Below are 19,528 nucleotides of genomic sequence, written 5' to 3'. Positions count from 1 at the left end.
CAGCAATATTCATTGATGTCCGCTCCTGGCACAAAGCGCGCCGTCTGGTCGGTCAGAAACTATTTTGCCCGGGCAATGCTGACATATAGGCATCACCCCAAAGCCGACATCCCAGGCTGGACTTGTCTACTTCAAGGCAGAGATCGACATCCGCGGCGAATCCACGTTGTATCAGCTCTATTGCAGACGAACACTCCCGTAGAAGCACCAGGTTTTGCTTATGGTAATGCTGCCAGACAGCCACCGCAGCCTCTGCTTCTGGTGAGCAATTTTGACGCCCCATTGCAGCGATAATTCCGCCAGCAGCCACATAATCCTCAATACTGGGGCGAAAGCTCCCATCGGGCCAGCGTTCTCCGCAGGGAATTACAAGCACACGGCCGAAGGAACGGCAGGCATTCGCGGTCGCAGATATGTTTCTGAAACAGCCGCTCAACACTGCTACTCCTGCATCCCTTGCTTTGAATGAAACGGCTGAACCATTAGGCGATGGAAGGACCAGTTTTTCACCCTCGCTTATGTTTCTTAGCGAAGCCGGCGATAGGCTGTAACCTTCACCGCTGAATCGTCTGTCCGGACTCGCTGTGCTGGCTCCCATTTTCAAACCATATTCAATAGCAGAAGCATCTTTCCAGGGGTACGGATAGACACAGGCACCATTATTGACAGCCATACTGACGCAAGTTGAGAACGACATAACGTCAACAATGACAACGCAATCGACCTCCCCGGCAAGATGCTCTACCGCAGGCAGGCCCCACTCAAGACGAACCGCAAATTTTTCCTGACTGAACCATTGCACCAGGCTTTCTCCGTTATTCCCACGCCCTGTTTTGCATCACCACCCGGTACCCGTCGGGATCGACGAAGGTTTGCCCATTCACATCCCAGTAAGGATTGAAAGAATTCGTCCGTTTAAAACCCGCGTCAATCATGGTTTCGCATGCCAGCTTCCATGCATTTTCATCCGGATAATAGAGGACGAGGAGATCGTCTTCGGTTGGCGAGGGTTGAATGGGATGTCCCGGGCAGCAGGTGAATTCGAGGTGCCAGTCGAGGTCTTTTCGCCCCAGCATCACGCCATTGAAACCGTCGTGATCGTGGAATTCGGCAATTTTTTGCAGACCCAGTCCCTGACTAAACATCAGCACCGATCGTTCAAGCTGGGAGACGGGTCTGGCAATGCGCATGTGCGTAAACATCTGGCTAGACTCCTGAAAACGTTTTTCTGGGTGTTGTTAACCCGGTAGAGTTTACACATGATCGGGCTGGTCATTTGTCGATGAGAGCCTGCGCAACATTCCCTGCCCGCGTTGTGCACGTCATGCTACAGCACCGCGGCGGTTTAACCCGAATGGCAGCAACGGTTATTCAGGTTTCCCGATCGGCGCGCTGCGCAGCGGGCGACAAATCACGGTCATGGCAACGGCGCTGCACAGGGGAAACAGCGCCAGCAGCAGCCAGGAATAAATAGCCTGCGTTGAAGGGACAAGCGCGTTGTCCAGCAGCGGTCCAAACATTAAATTGCCGGCCAGCACCGCGAAGCCGCCGGCGGTGGCCAGGGCGCCGTAATGTGCACCCAGCGTCGCGGGGTCGGCAAAACGGGGAATCAAATCCTTGGCCGACGGCACCAGCAGCATCTGGCCGAATGTCAAAAACGTCACCAGACACACCGCAGGGATCAATCGCAGCCAGCCGTCAGGCGGGGTTGTTGACGCGAACAGGGCCACGCTGGCAAACGCGGCGGAGAGCAGCAAAAAACCCACCGGTAAAACTTTTACCGTTCCCACGCGTCGTGCAAAGCGCGCCAGCGGCAGCTGAAAAGCGATGATCAACACCGAGGCCAGCATAAAAAGTGGGCCAAGATCTTTCTCGCTGCCGCCTGCTCGCCGAATCTCCACTGGCAACGCCAGATACAGCTGGTTGTAGCTCAAAAGCCACGAGCTGTAAGCCACGATGAAAGCGACAAAACGCGGCTGGCGGAAGGTCATCCACCAGGGGACAATTTTTAGCGCCTGTTTGCTGTTACCTGTAGCAGGGAGAAAAAAGTACATGACAATCAGCGCGATGACAAAGACCGCGGCCCCTGCCAGCGCCACCTGGCGGAAACCAAATCCGGTCAGCAGTGCGCCAGCCACCGGGCCCAGTACGGCACCGAGTTCGCCGCACACCGCAAACAGCGCAAACCACTCCGCGCGGCCGCGCTTGCCTTGCGCCTCGCTTAGCGTTCCCGCTTTGGCCAGCAGCGCTTCAATTGACGGAGAAAACAGCGCACCGCCGATGCCCGTCAGACATGCACCCAGAATGATCGGCCACAGCGATTGCCCCAGCGCCAGCAACAGATAACCCGCAATCCGGACCAGACAGCCACACAGGATAATGATCTTTGCGCCGTACCGGTCAGAGAGCGCCCCACCGAGAAGAAACATCCCCTGCTGGGAGAACGTGCGTAATCCCAGAATCAGCCCAATAACGCCGCCGGAGAGCAACATATCATCGCGTAAGAATATCGCCAGAAAGGGAACGACCGCGTAAAAGCCAATGTTGAAAACAAACTGACTGCCCAGCAAAACACCCGGGCGCAGGGTAGAGACAGGACGCAGCGAGAACGAAAGCATGCTACCTGACCCTAAAGAATGAAATGAATGTGCTTCTTGCCATGGAAACGGGAGATCTCAATTTTGGTTTTCACCCGGAACACCTCCCAAAGCAGCGCCTCGGTCAGGATATCCTGCGGCGTGCCGGTTGCGATGATTTGACCGTTCTGCATCACGATCAGCGAATCGCAGAACATCGATGCGTGGTTGAGATCGTGAATGGCGACAATGCTGGTAACCGGTAACTCGCTGACCAGCTGCATTAATTGCATCTGGTGATGGATATCCAGATGGTTGGTCGGTTCGTCCAGCAGAATTTCGCTCGGCGTTTGCGCCAGTGCGCGGGCAATATGCACACGCTGACGTTCGCCACCGGAGAGACTCAGCCATCCCTGCTCACTTTTCTCCAGCATGTCCACGCGCTGCAGAGCGGCCGTCACGGTTTCGTCATCGTGCGCGCTCCAGTTAGAAAACGGCGAATGATGCGGAATGCGCCCCAGTTTCACCACATCGCGCACACGCATATTGGCGTCAGTCATGCCGTGCTGCTCGACGAATGCTACCCGACGACCAATCTGTTTGCGGGCAATGCGGGCGATATTTTGCCCGTCCAGCGTCACAAAGCCGGCATCCGGGCGCCGCAGGCCGGCGAGGATGCGCAGGAGGGAAGATTTGCCGCAGCCGTTTGGACCAATCAGCCCTACCGTTTCACCACGGGAAATGTGCAGCGATACGTTATCGACGATGACCTTTTTTCCGACCTTCCAGCTAATGTTGTCAGCGGAGATACTCATTATTTATTCCCCGAACGCCAGATAATCACCGCAAAGAACGGTACGCCAACCAGCGCGGTCACCACGCCCACCGGCAGGCTTTGCGGGGCAATCAGCAGGCGCGACGCGATATCTGCCAGCACCATCAGAATGGCACCGGCCAGTGCGCTGGCAATCAGCAACGTGCGATGCAGCGGACCAAAGAAGAAACGCATGACATGCGGCACCACCAGGCCAATAAAACCAATCGAACCGGCCATGCTGACGATGGTGGCGGTGATAAGCGCGGTGGTGATAAAGAGCGCAAGGCGCACCTGAGGCACCGCAATACCCAGCGAGGCAGCCGCATCGTCACCAAAAGTGAACGCATCCAGCGCCCGGGAATAGTAGAGGCAAATGGCCAGTCCGAGGGTCACTACCACCAGCACCAGCTGGAGTTCCGGCCAGCGCACGCCACTGAAGCTGCCCAGCAACCAGAACATTACATCGCGCGCCTGCTGCGCACTGGCAGAGGTGCTGATGGTATAAGCGGTGATGGCATTAAACAGCTGGGAAGCCGCAACGCCAGCCAGGATGGTGCGTTCATTACCGCCGCGTGCCCCTTTCGTCAGAAAAGCGACAAAGGCAAAGGCGGTGAAGGCGCCGGCGAAGGCTCCCGCCGACAGCGAGACGGCCCCGCTGCCGATGCCCAACACCACGACAGAAACCGCCCCAGTGGAGGCACCGGCAGAGACACCGAGCACATAAGGCTCAGCCAGCGCATTCTTCAGCAGGCTTTGCAAAACGGCACCGCAAATCGCCAATCCAGCGCCACAGCACGCCGCCACCAGCGCCCGGCTGAGGCGAAAGTCCCAGATCACACTTTCGTAGATGCGGCTCAGGGGAACGTGCGTGAGCCCCATTTTATTGCTGATGGCATAAAAGACGCTTTTTAGCGGGATCGACAGTTCTCCGACGCTGACACCGGTCGCAATCACCAGCAATAATAACGCCACGGCAGCCACCAGCGAGGCGGTCAGGAACAGCCCCTGTCGCGCCTGAACAACAGCGATGGTCATCAGTTCAGTTCCAGTTTTCTCAGCTGCTCACCCACCTGTTCGGCTCCGTAAATAGTGCGGATGGTCGGGTTCATGGCCTGGCCATCCATCACCACAATGTGGCCTTTTTTCACCGCATCCAGCTGGCTGACGGCAGGATCGCTTTTCAGGAATTTGATTTTCTCTTCGGCTTTATCCAGCGCCCAGCGATTGCGATCGAGACTGGAGACCACGATCACATCCGGATTGGCAGCAATGATGCTCTCCCAGCTGACCGTCGGCCATTCGGTCTCTGACGTGATGGCGTTGTGCCCGCCCAGCACGCTGGCGATGAATCCGGATGGACTGTTTTTACCGCCCACATAGGCATCCGCAGACGGTGACGAGCTTGAGAACCAAAACACGAACGAGAGATTCTTTTTGCTGCTACCAAACTCCTGACGCAGTGCCGCTTCACGCTTTTTGAAATCGGCAATCACCGCCTGGCCGCGATCTTCCACGTTGAAAATTTTGGCGAAGTCCTGAATCTCCTGATACAGGTACGTCATATCCCACAGCTGCTGGCGACTGCCATACATATCACCTGCGGCTTTTTTGGTAGCGCACATTCCTGGCGACACATAACTGTTCACGCCAAGTGTGATCAAATCTTCGCGTTTTGCCACCTTGCTCTCGGGTCCCAGCAGCAGCGGCGTCTGGGCAGGAACGAAGTCCGGATTTTGCGCCAGCACGGATTCGAGGGTGGGGATTTCTACCGTTAGCGTTTTGATTTTTGCATTCTGTTCGGCCAGCTGTGGCAACACTTTAGTCGGCCAGAACGCACTGGCGATGACCTTATCCTGCAGGCCGAGCAGCAGCAAAATTTCTGCGGTATTTTGCCCCAGCGCCACCACGCGCTCAGGCGGCCTGGTGAAGGTCTCTTTATAGCCGCAGTTTTCAATCGTGAGAGGATAGGTGGTGGCCAGCGCAGAGCTAACCGATGCAAACACCAAACATAACGTGCAGATGACCTTTTTCATTTACCCCTATCCCCATTGATATTGTTTTGAGAAGCCCGCGCCGCTTTAATGCAAATGAAACTCATTAACGAAGCGGGCTTTTATACAATGGGCACTTTAAGGTGTCAACGGGAGATTGTTTCCCTGAGTTATCATCGTCATGGACCTGCCGGGATCGCATACCGGACGTTCTGTAAAAGCCTGTCCGCAGCCAGCCGGTCCCCTTCCCCCGCTGGCGTAACGTATTTAATGCGCAGAGCGTGCCAGGCCAGCATTCGCTTCGCGGCACCGGGTTAGAGGCATCCACCGATTCAGGCCTGACGCTGACCGCACTCAGCGATGTTTACCGGTTGCCTGCGCTTTTCTGACAGCTGCAGACTGAGCATCGCCAGCAGAATAAAGGCCACCGACATGCCGATCAGCCCGTAAAAGCCGGCGAGTGGATATATCCATGATGCGACCGCAGAGCCAAAGCCGATACCACCAAACATGAAGGCACTGGTCAGCGCCAGCGCAATGCCGCGATGGCGGACTGATGCCAGCTCGACGATCCGGCGCTGCTGGCTGGGCCAGAGCAGATCGGTGGCAAACGCCCAGACCACCAGTGCCGCCAGCAGCACGCCCAGCGCTTTCGGCAGCACGGCGATAAGCGCCGTATCGACGATGAGCAGCGTCATGCCGCTCAGCAGCAGCTTCTCAGCGGTAAAGCGTGTCGCCACGCGGGTGACCCAGAGATTGCCCAGCACGCCGGCAACGCCCAGCACGGCCAGCGCTGCGGAGACAGCATGCGTGCCGCCAGTGTAGGTGTCGCGAATGAGCGGCGCGATAAAAGCGTAAAAGCTGTAAACGCCGGAAGTAATAAAAAACACTACCAGGAAAGCCGTCAGGTATTTGCCATCGGCCAGCACGCCGGCCATCTCACGCAGGCGGATGCGCGTCCCGGCACTGTCATCCGGCACCGTCAGCAAAATGTTCAGCCCGCTCAGCAGACTTAGCAATCCGACCAGCACAAACAGGGCTTTCGCGCCCCACAGGCTGGCTACCCAGGCGGCGAGCGGAATACCGGCAAGGCTTGCCATCGATACTCCGAGCAGTACCATGCCGATGGCCCGGCCGCGCTGCTGTTCATGCACCAGCTCTGAACCCAGCGCAACCAGTACCGGACCGATGAACCCGGCGCCGGCCCCCATCAGGATGCGTGAGGCGAGCAGTGCGTTGTAGCCCGGCGACAGCACAAACGCAAAGGCGCCCAGGCTAAACAGTGCAATGCCGGTGAGCACCAGCCGGCGACGGTGCAGGTGACCAAACAGCACCTGCACCAGCGGAGCCGCCAGCGCGAAGGTGAGTCCGAAAACACTCAGTAAGCGCGCGCTCTGCGCATCAGTCAGCTGCCAGGCTGCTGAGATGGCCGGCAGACTGCCAGCGACAGACAGCGCGCCGGTAGCCTGTACGAAGTAGGCAATGCTCAGCGCACGCAGCGCGCGGCGCTGGGAAGAGGTGATGACAGCGTTCATTATTTCTCTCCGGCATAAACTTCAGGGGCGCTGCCCTGAAATGTTTACTGAACAGGAATCGGGTTATCCGCTACAGACTGGTTGAACTGATTCACCAGCGTATGCTCGTTCGCGCCCGGGTTATCGCGCACCGGCAGCACGCGGTCGACAATCGCTTCGATGGTGTCGGTACCCAGCTTTTCAAACGTCTCGCTGATGAAGGCGTCCAGTGGCATGGCGCGCGGGTCGCCGCTTTTGTAAATCAGATCGGTATCCACCCACGGCGGTGAAATTTCAATGACCTGCACGCCGGTATCACGCAGCAGGAAGCGCTGCGACAGGGTATAGGAGTGAATTGCGGCCTTGGTGGCCGAGTAAAGCGCGTTGGTCGCCAGCGGCAGGAAGGCCAGCACCGAGCTGTTGTTAATCAGCACCGCGTCCGGCTGCTGCTTCAGGTGTTCGATGAAAGCTGCACTGACGCGCACCGGGCCCAGAATGTTGGTGTTGAGCAGCGTCACCGCCTGCGCGTCATCCAGTTCGCCCGCCGCGTTGTCAAACGGCATGATGCCAGCATTATTGATGACCACGTTCAGGGCCGGATAGCGCTCCAGCACGCTCTGTGCCGCGGCCTGAATGCTGTCGGCGCGCGTGACGTCCAGCACCACATAGCCCATGCCCGGACTGGCGGCGGTGACTTCCTGCAGCAGCGCCTCGCGGCGTCCGGAGATAATCACCTGGTTGCCCAGCTGATGAAATTTTTCTGCCATTGCGCGGCCGATGCCAGAAGTGCCGCCCGTGATGAAGATGGTGTTATCGGTCAGTTTCATGATCTGATTCCTTAATGGGACAGTTATTGAGATTGCGATTCTGAATAAGGGGGCGTTCAGTGCACAGAGACGGGCCGATAGCGTTCAGCCGGCGCGTCGCTGCCGAGGTGCGGCATCATGGCCTGACGCGCCTGCTCATAGCGGGTCCAGAGCGCTTCGTCCTGCAGGGACGGAATGGTAATGAGTTCGCCGCGGGCGAAGCCAGTGAGCGCCGCATCAACCATCTCCTGCGCGCTCATGACGATGTTCGGGTCAAGCTGGTCAACCGGCAGACCGCCGTTATCCCAGAACGGCGTCGCGGTAGCGCCAGGCAGTACGGCCTGCACCTGAATCCCCTTACCGGCCAGTTCATGGTGCAGCGACTGACTGAACGCCAGCACGTAAGCCTTGCTGCCGCCGTAGACACCGTTCAGCAGCTCAGGCGCAATGCTGACGATCGAGGCGATGTTGATGATGGCGCCGCGTCCGCGTGCCACCATGCCCGGCACCAGCGCATAGGTCAGGCGGGTCAGCGCGATGACGTTGAGGTTAATCATGGCGTTCATCTGCGCCACGTCGCTGTCCAGCAATGGGGTATGGGTGCCGATGCCGGCGTTATTCACCAGCAGCGTAATGCTCGCGTCCTGACGCAGCTTCTCTTCCAGCGCGTTCAGCTGTGCGGCATCTGCCAGGTCCGCGGTGATGACTTCCACGCTGCGGCCGCTGTCGGTGGTGATGTGTTCAGCCAGCTGGTTCAGGCGGTTGTGATTGCGGGCCACGATGATCAGGTCATAGCCCATGCGTGCCAGTCGGCCGGCGTACAGTGCGCCCATACCGGTAGAGGCGCCGGTGACAACGGCAGTGCCGCGGTTGGTGTGTGTCTGCTGCGTCATGATATTCACCTTGTCAGTTATCGGGTTGGTGAATTCATAGTACGCAGTCGCGCGCCGGCGCGGCTGACGAGAAAGGTCGTGATTTCGGACAACATGATGACCGGGATTCCGGCCATCGTGATCAGAAAGCGTTCAGGCGGGACAGGGCGCGTCAGGCTTTACCGGTACGCAGCGACTGCGGCGGGATGCCGTAACCGCGAATGAACACTTCCCGCATATGGCGGCGATCGCGGAAGCCGGATTCACGGGCTATCACCTCCATCGGCAGCCTGCTCTGCTCGATCAGCAAGCGGGCGTTTTCCAGTCGTAATCCCTCAATGGCTTTGGCCGGCGACTTGCCCGTCTCAGAGCGGAACAGGCGGCTGAGCTGCCGCGCGCTGAGGTGAACCGCATCCGCAAGGTCTTCGATGGTCAGCGCTTTGCTGAGATTGTTGCGCGCATATTCCAGCGCCGACTGCAGCCGGTCGCTGCGCGGAGAGAGCATCAGCATCTCAGAGTGCTGCGTCTGTCCGCCGGAGCGGCGGTGATGCATGACCAGCAGGTGTGCCACGCTGCGCGCCACTTCGGCACCGAGATCTTTCTCCACCATTCCCAGCGCCATATCCAGCCCTGCGGTGAGTCCCGCCGAGGTCCAGATGTGATCGTCAATAATAAAGATGCGGTCTTCTTCTATCCGCGTCGTCGGGTGCAGCAGTTGCAGACTCTGGGCATGTACCCAGTGCGTAGTGGCACGGCGCTCCGATAACAGACCGGCCTGCCCCAGCACGAATGCGCCGGTACAGATCCCGGCCACCCGGCGGCCCCGGGGTGCGTGCACCTGCAGAAAATCAACGATGCCCGCTGTGGCCGGCAGCTCCAGCGGCGTCATTACGCCTGCGACCAGCCAGGTATCCATTTCCATCTCTGCATGGATCGGCTGGCTGTCCACGCCGAAGCCGGAAGAGGACTGCACCGTGCCACCGCGCTCTGAATACACCGTGCAGTGGTAAAACGGTTCGCCGTTTACCTGATTGGCAAACTCAAAAATACTTAGAGTTGATAATCCCAGAACCTGGAAATGATCGGAAATCAGTAAACCTACCCGGTGCATCGTCGTCTCCTTCAGTCGTCCGGCACCGTCTGCCACACTGTGTCCGGCCTGATGTTAAGCAGGGTGAGCCATGACAATACCCGATTTCGCTCAGCGGTATCACCTGTGGAAAAATAAAAAAGGCAATGACACCGACCTGCTGCGGATCTTCTGCGCCGTTTTATGTTAAGAGTACCCGATCGGGCAGTTCGCCAGACATGCGGTTTTAAACAGGCGGCCATTGCCCAGGTCATCAATCAGAGAAAAAACCATGAAAAAATCGATCGTTCCTGAAGAATTTCAGCACTATTACCATGACTGGCACTTCTCTCCCGTTATCGAAGCCGATGGCACCCTGTATCTTTCCGGGGTGACGGCAGCGCGGAAAGACAAACCGATAAGTACCCACCCTGAAGAGCAATTCCATGATGCGTTTTATAAGCTGGGTGTGTATTTAAACGCTGCCGGACTGGACTATGAACATATACTGGAGATGACTACCTTTCATATCGATCTTAAAAAACACATCGGGGTATTTTCTAAGGTCAAAGATGTGTATATCAAAGCCCCCTACCCGGCATGGTCCGCCATCGGCGTGTCAGAGTTCATTCCGGAAAATGCCCTGGTGGAAATGCGGATTGTGGCGAAAAGGGTGCTTCAGGCGGATGGGCAAAAATAACCGCAACCGCCGCTTACGTCACAGGGCTGTGATTACAGCCCTGCTTCTTCCGCATTTATTCGGCTTTTCCCTGCATCAGCTGCCGGTATTTCATGCTGTCGTGGTACATCTCATGGAATACACGGTATTTACGGTCGTAATACTCTTTGATTTTGTTGGTCTGCGGCGTGATGGTCTTACCGATGCGGCTCATGGCGGCCATCGCTTCGGGTAAAGAGTCGTACGCACCCGCCGCCACAGTGCCCATCATCGCGCTGCCGAGCAACATGGCTTCACTCTCTTCCGGTAACAGCATTGCGCAGCCCGTCGCGTTGGAGTGCTCCTGCACAAAGATTGGATTTTTGGTGCCGCCCCCGCTGGCCATAATGGTATCAATGCAGTAACCACTCTGGTTCATGGTCTCAATAATGTGGCGAGTGCCAAGCGCCAGCGCCTGAATGGTGGCGAGATAATGCAGCGCCATGTCTTCCGGCGTGCGTGACAGTTTCAGGCCAGTCAGCGTGCCGGTCAGGGTCGGATTGGCACGCGGTGAGCGGTTGCCATGGAAATATGGCAGCATATGAATGTCTTTGGTCAGGAAGGCAATATTCTCGGGTTCACCCGCCATTTTGCGCAGAATGCCGTTCAGCACTTCATAGATGGTTTTGCCGCTGTCTTTACCCTGCTTAAGCAGATCCTGATAACACGGATGCGACTGAATCACATGGTCAATCAGCGCGCCGGTGGTGGATTGTCCGCCTTCGTTCAGCCAGTAATCCGGCAAAATCGCCGAATAATACGGCCCCCAAATGCCACCGATATAGCGCGCGCTGCGCGACATCGCCATATGGGCCGTGGATGTGCCGCCAATCAGCGCGATGCGGTTGTCAAAATCCGCTGATTCGCCGGATGCGCCGCTGGCACCGAGAATACCGAGGCTGCCGGCGTGCGCATCAATAATCGAAACGCTGACCGCCGTGCCCGCCATTAACCCCATCTCTGCGGCGGCGCGCTGCGTCAGGCCATGCCCCAGCGGCTCACCCATGGTTTTCACTTCACTGCCGATCTTTGCCGCGTTATTTTCCAGTAAATCCTCCAGGCCAATCTGGCGGAAATAGCTCGGATCCCAGCGGTCTTCATGGCCGATATAGGTCCATTTGCAGACGGTAGAACACAAAGAGCGCGTAGTATCCTGGGTGGCGCGCCAGGTGAGGAAATCCGGCAGGTCGAACAGATGCCCGACGTTGCTCCAGGTGGTCGGCATGTGCTGTTTCAGCCACAGCAGTTTGGGGGTCTGCATTTCCGGCGAGATAATCCCGCCAACAAACTCCAGCACGCGATGGCCGGTGGCATTGATGCGTTCTGCCTGCGTGATCGCGCGATGATCCATCCAGACAATAATGTTCTGCTCGCTGCGCCCGGTCGGGCTGACGGTCAGCGGTTTGCCTTCTTTATCCAGCACCACCAGCGAACAGGTGGCGTCAAAACCGATGCCTTTCACCTGAATCGGGTTGATATCCGCCTGACTGACCACGTCTTTAATCGCGTTACACACGGACTGCCAGATCTCATCAGAGGATTGCTCAACAAAATCAGCTTTCGGGCGGTAGAGCGTGATCTCCCGGCTGGCCTGGCCGAGCATACGGCCAGTCATGTCGAAGACGCCCGCGCGGGCGCTGCCGGTTCCTACGTCGACGCCAATAAAATAACTCGCCATGTTCTTTCCTTTCTTGAAAAGCTTTCGCTTATGATTTTCTGTTTTGCAGAGCGATAAACAGGATCAGGACACAACCCCACAGCGCCATGGTCAGGTAACTACTGACGCCCATCAGGTTCAGGCCGCTTTCCAGCATTTGCAGTACGATGAGCGCCAGCACCAGCCCGATCACCCGGCCAAAACCGCCGTCAGGGTTAATGCCGCCAAGCACCGAGGCCAGAATGGTCACCAGCAAATAGGAGTCGCCGTAGCCAGCCTGTGCCGAGTTAAATTTGGACATCATCAGCAGTGCCGCGCCCCACCCCAGCAGAGCTGAAAGCACGTACACCGCGATGGTGACTTTATGCGTGTTGACCCCACTGAACCGCGTCGCCTGCTCGCTGGAACCCATCAGATACAGGCTGCGGCCGAGCGTAGTGTGTTCCAGAAACACCCACAGCAGCAGCGCCACCAGCAGGAATAACACCAGGGCGACCGGAATACCCAGCAGGCTGCCGTTGCTGAGGTACTGAATCACCGGCGGGAAGCCGGAAATGACCGCGCCGTTGGTCAGCAGAATATTCAGCCCGGCGATCAGCGTCATGGTGCCGAGCGTCGCCAGAATTGGTGAAACCCCGATAAAGGCAATCAGCGCGCCATTGAGCACCCCAATCACCAGCGCCACACCCAGACCCGCAAGCAGCGCCAGCGCGACATATTCCGGCTGGTTCGGATGCGCCACCAGAATCGCCGCCATCACCAGCGAACACGCGTTGGCACCGGCAATGATCGAAAGGTTGATCCCGCCGGTCAGCATGGTAATGCCCATCCCCAGCGCCAGCATGCCCAGAATCGGTAACTGCGAGGAGATCGACTGGAAATTGCCGACGCTGTAAAAGCTGCCACCCAGCGTAAAGGAGAACAGCACGGCAACGGCCACGATGATCAGCAACTGCAAACGGATGATGCGGTCGCCGGGGAAGAATCGGTTTAACGTTGTCATGTCACATCCCCTTCGCCAGTTTGCGTTTTTCGTTCCACGCGGTGCTGCTAATGCTGACCAGAATGATCGCGCCGCTGAACACCTGATGCCAGTAAGATGAAATGCTAAGCAGGGTCATGCCATTTTGCAGGAAGGCCAGCAGCATCACGCCCAGAATGGTGCCGGTTAGCGAGCCGCGCCCGCCGGTCATGCTGGTGCCGCCTAATACCACCGCCGCCAGCACCGTCAGTTCATAACCGAGCAGGGAATTAGGTGCCACCGACTGGGTAATTTGCGCCTGTACCACGGCAGCAATACCCGCCAGCAATCCCATAAAACCGTAAACGTAAAAATGCAGTCGCAGGATGTTCAGACCGAGACGCGATGCGGCGTCACGGTTGCTGCCCATGGCGTAAATCTGGCGGCCCACGCGGGTGCGATTCATCAGGACGCCGGTAACGATGATCACCCCCAGCAGGCAAAGCAGCGGCAGTGTCAGCCCATAGTCGTAACCGTCGGCGGCGGTGAAGGAGAACCAGCTGATCCCGTTCATAAACCAGTCGGGGAAACCGTACAACCAGGTACCGTTAGTCAGATACACCAGCAAACCGTAAAACAGGTTGAGCGTCGCGATGGTGATAATGATGGCCGGCACGCGCAGCCAGTACACCAGAAAACCGTTGACCAGGCCGAGCAGCAAACCGATTCCCATCGACATGGCAAACGCCAGCGGAAAGCTGCCGCCGTGATGAATGATGTAGCTCGCCATCACGTACTGACCGATGGAGGTGACGGCGGGAAAGGAGATGTCGATGCCGCCGGCAATCAGCACCACAAACAGACCACAGGCCAGAATGCCCAGAATGGCATAGCTGGTGGCGACGTCAGTCAGGTTACCCAGCGTCATAAATTCACTGCTGCTGGCGCTCAGACCCACCACCAGCAGCAGCACCAGTAATCCCAGCCAGAATTCGTGCTGGGTAAACAGTTTCGATAGCGATTTGTTACCCATTAATCACCTCCGCAATCTGCGCTTCGCTGCTCTGGTGCGGCGCGAACTCCGCTACCAGTTCGCCTTTGCGCATCACCAGCACGCGATGGCTGTTGTAATACGCTTCCGGGATTTCATCGCAAATCATCAGCACCGCCATGCCGGATTCCGCCAGATCGCGGGCAATGCGGTAAATGCCTTCTTTATTGGCAATATCCACCCCTACCGTTGGTGAATCGAGGATCAGGATATGGGGCCGCGTCGCCACCCATTTGGCGATGGCGATACGTTGGGCATTGCCGCCGGAGAGCGTTTTAACCGGTAAACTGCTGTCCGGGACTTTAATATTCAGGTCACGGATCAGGTCTTTAACCACCGCCGCGGCTTTGCGGTGATCCATCAATCCGGCGCCGGTATGCAGCTTGTCGAAAATCGATACCAGCGTGTTGTCATAAATGGATTGATCCATGATGAGTCCCTGCGTCAGCCGGTCTTCCGACACATAGGCGATGCCGTGACGAATGGCGTCGCGGTTAGAGTGGAATTTCACCACCTTGCCGTTAATGCGGATCTCTCCGCTGTCCGGCTGGCTCATGCCAAACAGGCTCAGACAGAGTTCCGTGCGGCCCGAACCGAGCAGACCGATAATCGACGTGATTTCTCCCTGGCGCAGCGACAGCGAAATATTGTGATACTGCCCTTTGCGGCTCAGCTGGCTGATTTCCAGCAGTGGCGTCACATCGGCGGGCGCCCGGTGCGGCAGATGGCTGTAAGTGAAGCGCTGCCCGGTCATCAGGAACGCCAGTTCATGGCTGTCGAGTTCACTGGCCGGATAGGTGCCGACCAGTTTGCCATCGCGCATCACGCTGATACGATCGGCCACTTCCATCACTTCATCGAGACGGTGACTGACAAACACCACGCAGATACCGGCGGCTTTGAGTTCATTCACCACCCGCAGCAAACCATTCACCTCGCTGCGGGTCAGTGACGCCGTCGGTTCATCCATAATCACCAGACTGGCGTCAGCAGCGATGGCACGGCATATTGCCACTAACTGGCGGTCAGCGATCGACAGCTTTTCAACTTTACGATCCGGATCCAGAGCAACGCCGACCCGTTGCATCGCCGCCAGCGCTTTTTTGCGCATTGACTCGCGATGTACCCAGAAATCACCGCCCGGTAAATAGCGGTGAATAACGATATTTTCGGCGACTGACAGATTGGGAAATAACGACAAATCCTGATAAATAACCTGAATGCCGTAATAAGAAGACAGCTGTGGCGTCAGGGTATGAAAGAGTTTTCCGTCCAGCGTGATGGCCGCGCCTTTTTCCGGTTGATAAACCCCGGAAATGACTTTAATTATGGTGCTTTTGCCGCAGCCATTCTGCCCGGCCAGACAATGCACCTCACCTTTATTCAGCGTCAGGCTGACATTATCCAGTGCTAATACGCCGGGGAACTTTTTACTGATTTTTTCGAGGCTGATAAAGGCCTCAGCATTGGCGGGGGACGTGCTGAGCGTATTCATCATAGATCCTTAAGCCTGCCCATCCTATTTCCAGCCGGGTGTTGGCGATGCTCGCTTATCCGAATCATTTATTTATATCTCATCGAATTTCACTGACTTTCGCCGCGCCTGACGCGAATTATTCAGGGTATATGTTTTCAATCTCTGAGTAGAAGTTCAGATACAGCACAACATACAACGCCGTATCTGTTTCTATTTGCCTGGTGTGGCGCTGGAGATAATCTATCTCCGTTAAATTAAGGTGTTAAACATTCTGATCAGAAGCCAAGTGATTTCGCATTCTCTGGCGTTACTTCGAGAATTTTATTAAAGCGAATCACTTTCTTATCCATATCGACGTCGGCTTTGCCCAGACCTTCAATGCTCAGGTCTTTAGTGACTTCTTTACCCTGAAGCAGCTGATCGGCAACCGAAACCAGGGCGTAACCGGCATCTTTTGGATCCCACAGCAGGACTTTTTTGATGTCACCGCGCATCAGATATGGCGCAGCCTGAGCCGGCATAGCGATACCGACAACCGCGATCTTGTTTTTCGCCCGCTTCTGCTGAACCGCCTGACCGGCACCGATCGGACCGAGCGAGCCGAAACCGATAATCCCTTTCAGATCAGGATAGGTTTTCATCAAATCCAGCGTGGTGGAATATGACTTATCAATATTTTCAGCCACTGGCAGGCGTGACGTGACTTCATGCATCTCCGGGTATTTTTCTTTCTGATATTTGATCGCCGCATTGGCCCACGCATTATGTAATGGCACGGTCAAAGAGCCGACATAAATGGCATAACCGCCTTTGCCACCCATATCTTTTGCCAGCTCGTCCATATTGGCTTCCGCATATTTCTGGCTGTCGATGGTTTCAACATCCCACTGACCAATTTGCTGGTCCGGCGATTCATGGGTTAATACCACGATGCCCTGGTCGCGCGCTTTTTTCAGTACCGGCTCCAGTACTTTGGCATCGTTTGGCACCACAATGATGGCGTCAACTTTTTTGGCAATCAGATCTTCAATCACCTTGACCTGCTGCGCCGGATCGGGCGTCGAGGCGCCAACCTGATAAGCGTTGACATCCAGCTTCTGCGCGGCTTCTTTTACGCCGACTTCCATGCGGGTGAACCACGGAATACCGGTAACTTTGGCCACCACGGCGATATCGTAAGGTTTGGCAGCGAATGAGGGTGTTGTGAATAACATGCACGCTGAAACCACACATGCACTGACTAATGCGAGGTTAAATTTCATTTTGGTACCTTTCTGATGAGGTTCTGATATAGGGAACAGGCGGTTGCTATTTAATTCACGCTCAGAGATTAACTTACCCGTACATAGGTTTTCGCGTAGATGTGATGGAAATGTGAGCAAAGCCCACAAATGTTAAATTAAATGATTAAATGTGTTAAATTATAGTTAATTTAACATCTTTATTTACTCTCAGAGTGGTTGCTGAAGCTCCTGGATGGATTTTTAGAAACAAATTTAGATCAATTATTTTACAATTCTGATACATAGACAAAACGCGCCGTTGTTTTTACCGCAGTACAAACCCGGCCCTGAATTTTATTTGCACAGATTGTGAGCAGAATCACTTGAGCAGGCGATGACGCTTTTCACAGCATCTGCTGGCAACTGTGCGCGATGGAGGTGAGTTCCGCTTTTGGTGCCGGGTGTCCTTACGTTGCGAGATCAGCTTTGGGCATGAAGCGGACTTAGCCCAAGTCCCTTTCCGCTTTGAGTGAAAAGCAGACTCTGGCTTTCTGAAATTTTTTGATTGCATAAGAAGGCGCTTTGTTTTAGTTTATCCTAAATTTAGAATTTACTAAAATAAAGAAATGAATAATACTTTGCAGTTACAGGAAAGCGTCTTGCGCGCAACAACTCTGCTTAAGTCGATGAGTAACACCAGTCGGCTATTGATCCTCTGTGTGCTGATTGATAAGCCTGGCACCTCATCAGGTGATCTAAGTGAGTTGACCAATTTGACACCCTCAGCAACCTCTCAGCATTTAGCAAAAATGAAAGAGGATGGTTTGATTGAGTCTGAAAGAGTGGCTCAAAGAATGAAGTACTTCATCAAAGATGATGCTGTAGAGAAAGTTATTTACGTGCTTAAAGACATCTATTGTCCTGAGGAATTCAAATGAGTCTGGAATCTGTAGCACCTGAAAAAGCTAAAAAGCTGATTGATCAAGGCGCTTTGCTCCTTGATATTCGCGATACCTCAGAATACCTGCGTGAACACATTCCTGGCGCACGTTCATTTCCTCTTATCGATATTCAGGCAGGTAAAAAGATAGAAAATCCTGAGGAGCGACCTGTCATCTTTCACTGTCTGTCAGGAGGTCGTACGGCTCAAAATTCTAATGCACTCATTGCCGCAGCAGGTCCTGTGCCTGTTTTGATCCTGGTCGGTGGAATTAATGCATGGAAGAGCGCTCGTCTACCTGTTATTGAAGACAAAAAGCAACCATTGCCTATCATGAGGCAAGTCCAGATTGCTGCAGGCATACTGATTATTACAGGCGTTGTTCTGGGATACAGCATAGACAGCCGCCTGTTTTTACTCTCCGGCTTTACAGGTGCAGGATTACTTTTTGCAGGCATCAGCGGTATATGTGGAATGGCAAATGTTCTGTTAAAAATGCCGTGGAACAAAGCCAATAAATAATTATTATTAGACTGTTCCACAGAGGCTGAGCTCATTGTAGGTACCTGTTGGATGATGGGCAATGAAGGTCCGCTATGAGCGAAAAGCGGACATTTACTGATGACTACTCTCAAATAACAGACAACTGGCAGTGTTTAGTGGGCCTGCCAGCGAATATAGGGCTCGATCACAAGCCCAGGCTACATGCTGCAGGCGTGGCCTGATGAAAAAACAGAGTCCACTGGCCTTCTTCCGAATACAACCAGCATGAGGAGCGCAACGCAGGATGGCTTCCGTCAGCACAAGACGTCCGGTAGTGAAGAATGGCGCAGCCACTCCCCATTTCAGTGAGCCAGAAATCGCTGCTTATAATAGGCGATGACTTTTTCTCGTTTAATAGTGACGAGATCGTTACTGAACGGTCAACCATTACGCCTGACCGGGTAATTTCCCTAAATTCAGGGTGGAGAAGCTGCTCAAGCCACTCCCCATCGTTGCGCCTATTACCGTGAAGGCTGCATTCGAGTAATTTGAGCTTATCCAGAAGCATTCAGCTTATCCTCCAGTGACCCTGCCGGACGTTCAAATCTACCATAACAGTTCATGCGCTACTTCTGCTCTGGGTATCAGGCGGACTTACGCGCTGTAAGGTTCCGCTTTGAGCGAGTAGCTGACGTTGATAATTGATGTATATCCCAGGTAAAGCATGCTTAATGACTGAATTCGTCTTTTAACAATCCAAAAACCCAGTCATCCTGCCAGCGATCCTGAAGAAAATAGTTTTGCCTTAATGTGCCCTCATGTTGAAATCCTACCTTAAGCAATGTCCTGCGTGAGGCCTCATTACCCGAGGTAACTGTCGCCGTTAGCTTGTGATATCCATGTGTGTTGAATGCAAAACGAGCAATATCTTTTAGAGACTCGCTGCCAAAACCTTTGCCATGAAATTCCGCAGCAAGTATGAACCCTACTTCCGCAATGCCCTCACTACGCTCAATAAAGCCAGTTACTCCAATGGGTAAATGTGTATTCTTTTGACTGATAACGAGACACAGCCAGTGTTCACTGCCTTTTTTCCACGGTTGCAAGCGCTTCTCAAAGGAGTGGGTTCTGATCTCCTCTTCCGTTCGTGAATCGCTAATGAAATGCATAACATGGCGGTCCTGATTTAATGCCAGATAAAATGGCCAGTCAGTGTGGCTGAGACAGCGATAATTAAGTCCGGCAGAGGGAACATAATGCATTGGCATTCTCCATATTTTCTTTAAGTTCCGTTAGATTTAAAGATTTCATGAACCGAATTTCAACAACCTTACCAACATTCGTAACGTCCACTTTGGCACAGGGCTGCTGTT

The 19,528-nt window shown here is 54.9% G+C and carries 19 protein-coding genes; 3 read left to right on the top strand and 16 right to left on the bottom strand.

Annotation, left to right across the window (positions count from 1 at the left end; translation table 11 throughout):
• Positions 1 to 52: 52 nt before the first annotated feature.
• The 10 genes from K7H94_RS19000 to K7H94_RS18955 form a co-directional block, all read right to left on the bottom strand.
• Positions 53 to 802 (bottom strand): 2-phosphosulfolactate phosphatase, encoded by a 750-nt coding sequence (locus K7H94_RS19000; protein ID WP_222952259.1) that lies wholly within the window; start codon positions 800 to 802, stop codon positions 53 to 55.
• A 13-nt stretch (positions 803 to 815) separates the two neighbouring features.
• A complete protein-coding gene (locus K7H94_RS18995; protein ID WP_058770451.1) occupies positions 816 to 1,202 on the bottom strand; it encodes a VOC family protein in 387 nt (128 codons plus the stop codon).
• A 165-nt stretch (positions 1,203 to 1,367) separates the two neighbouring features.
• Positions 1,368 to 2,618 (bottom strand): MDR family MFS transporter, encoded by a 1,251-nt coding sequence (locus tag K7H94_RS18990; protein ID WP_222952258.1) that lies wholly within the window; start codon positions 2,616 to 2,618, stop codon positions 1,368 to 1,370.
• Between the two features lie 11 nt (positions 2,619 to 2,629).
• On the bottom strand, positions 2,630 to 3,391 hold the full coding sequence (gene eitC / locus K7H94_RS18985) for a siderophore ABC transporter ATP-binding protein EitC (RefSeq protein ID WP_222952257.1): 762 nt from the start codon (positions 3,389 to 3,391) through the stop codon (positions 2,630 to 2,632).
• The gene (locus K7H94_RS18980) at positions 3,391 to 4,428 is read right to left on the bottom strand and encodes a FecCD family ABC transporter permease (protein WP_058770448.1); all 1,038 of its coding nucleotides are present in this window, start codon (positions 4,426 to 4,428) and stop codon (positions 3,391 to 3,393) included. The genes eitC and K7H94_RS18980 overlap by 1 nt, the downstream gene beginning before the upstream one ends.
• Complete coding sequence (gene eitA / locus K7H94_RS18975) at positions 4,428 to 5,426, bottom strand: siderophore ABC transporter substrate-binding protein EitA (RefSeq protein WP_058776190.1); 999 nt, start codon at positions 5,424 to 5,426, stop codon at positions 4,428 to 4,430. Before eitA ends, K7H94_RS18980 begins: the two co-directional genes overlap by 1 nt.
• Before the next feature lie 290 nt (positions 5,427 to 5,716).
• Positions 5,717 to 6,919: an MFS transporter gene (locus tag K7H94_RS18970; RefSeq protein WP_021508767.1), complete on the bottom strand. Its 1,203-nt coding sequence runs from the start codon at positions 6,917 to 6,919 to the stop codon at positions 5,717 to 5,719.
• A 44-nt stretch (positions 6,920 to 6,963) separates the two neighbouring features.
• Positions 6,964 to 7,725 (bottom strand): SDR family oxidoreductase, encoded by a 762-nt coding sequence (locus K7H94_RS18965; RefSeq protein ID WP_104093497.1) that lies wholly within the window; start codon positions 7,723 to 7,725, stop codon positions 6,964 to 6,966.
• Positions 7,726 to 7,781: 56 nt separating this feature from the next.
• Positions 7,782 to 8,597: an SDR family NAD(P)-dependent oxidoreductase gene (locus tag K7H94_RS18960; RefSeq protein ID WP_127835070.1), complete on the bottom strand. Its 816-nt coding sequence runs from the start codon at positions 8,595 to 8,597 to the stop codon at positions 7,782 to 7,784.
• Positions 8,598 to 8,748: 151 nt separating this feature from the next.
• Complete coding sequence (locus K7H94_RS18955; RefSeq protein ID WP_222952256.1) at positions 8,749 to 9,687, bottom strand: GlxA family transcriptional regulator; 939 nt, start codon at positions 9,685 to 9,687, stop codon at positions 8,749 to 8,751.
• Between the two features lie 250 nt (positions 9,688 to 9,937).
• Between K7H94_RS18955 and K7H94_RS18950 the strand changes: the two genes are divergently transcribed.
• Positions 9,938 to 10,345: a Rid family hydrolase gene (locus K7H94_RS18950; RefSeq protein WP_021508771.1), complete on the top strand. Its 408-nt coding sequence runs from the start codon at positions 9,938 to 9,940 to the stop codon at positions 10,343 to 10,345.
• A gap of 55 nt (positions 10,346 to 10,400) precedes the next feature.
• Here the strand turns inward: K7H94_RS18950 and K7H94_RS18945 are convergent, their stop codons facing one another.
• The 5 genes from K7H94_RS18945 to K7H94_RS18925 all read right to left on the bottom strand — a co-directional run bounded on the left by K7H94_RS18945 (position 10,401) and on the right by K7H94_RS18925 (position 16,771).
• A complete protein-coding gene (locus K7H94_RS18945; protein ID WP_021508772.1) occupies positions 10,401 to 12,041 on the bottom strand; it encodes an FGGY-family carbohydrate kinase in 1,641 nt (546 codons plus the stop codon).
• A 28-nt stretch (positions 12,042 to 12,069) separates the two neighbouring features.
• Positions 12,070 to 13,023, bottom strand: coding sequence for an ABC transporter permease (locus K7H94_RS18940; RefSeq protein ID WP_058758909.1), 954 nt, complete (start codon positions 13,021 to 13,023; stop codon positions 12,070 to 12,072).
• 1 nt (position 13,024) lies between these two features.
• Entirely contained in the window at positions 13,025 to 14,014 is a 990-nt protein-coding gene (locus K7H94_RS18935; RefSeq protein WP_021508774.1) for an ABC transporter permease, read from the bottom strand.
• Positions 14,007 to 15,527 (bottom strand): sugar ABC transporter ATP-binding protein, encoded by a 1,521-nt coding sequence (locus K7H94_RS18930; RefSeq protein ID WP_088517486.1) that lies wholly within the window; start codon positions 15,525 to 15,527, stop codon positions 14,007 to 14,009. The genes K7H94_RS18935 and K7H94_RS18930 overlap by 8 nt, the downstream gene beginning before the upstream one ends.
• A gap of 257 nt (positions 15,528 to 15,784) precedes the next feature.
• The gene (locus K7H94_RS18925) at positions 15,785 to 16,771 is read right to left on the bottom strand and encodes an autoinducer 2 ABC transporter substrate-binding protein (protein WP_058781967.1); all 987 of its coding nucleotides are present in this window, start codon (positions 16,769 to 16,771) and stop codon (positions 15,785 to 15,787) included.
• A gap of 587 nt (positions 16,772 to 17,358) precedes the next feature.
• On the opposite strand from K7H94_RS18925, the gene K7H94_RS18920 reads away from it, so the two are divergent.
• Both K7H94_RS18920 and K7H94_RS18915 read left to right on the top strand, forming a co-directional pair.
• Entirely contained in the window at positions 17,359 to 17,670 is a 312-nt protein-coding gene (locus tag K7H94_RS18920) for an ArsR/SmtB family transcription factor (RefSeq protein WP_222952255.1), read from the top strand.
• A complete protein-coding gene (locus K7H94_RS18915) occupies positions 17,667 to 18,194 on the top strand; it encodes a rhodanese-like domain-containing protein (protein ID WP_222952254.1) in 528 nt (175 codons plus the stop codon). The genes K7H94_RS18920 and K7H94_RS18915 overlap by 4 nt, the downstream gene beginning before the upstream one ends.
• A 689-nt stretch (positions 18,195 to 18,883) precedes the next feature.
• Here the strand turns inward: K7H94_RS18915 and K7H94_RS18910 are convergent.
• Entirely contained in the window at positions 18,884 to 19,417 is a 534-nt protein-coding gene (locus tag K7H94_RS18910; RefSeq protein WP_222952253.1) for a GNAT family N-acetyltransferase, read from the bottom strand.
• Positions 19,418 to 19,528 lie beyond the last annotated feature (111 nt).

Source organism: Pantoea dispersa, from assembly GCF_019890955.1.
Lineage (GTDB): Bacteria > Pseudomonadota > Gammaproteobacteria > Enterobacterales > Enterobacteriaceae > Pantoea > Pantoea dispersa.
This window is presented reverse-complemented; position numbering and strand designations above follow the sequence as displayed.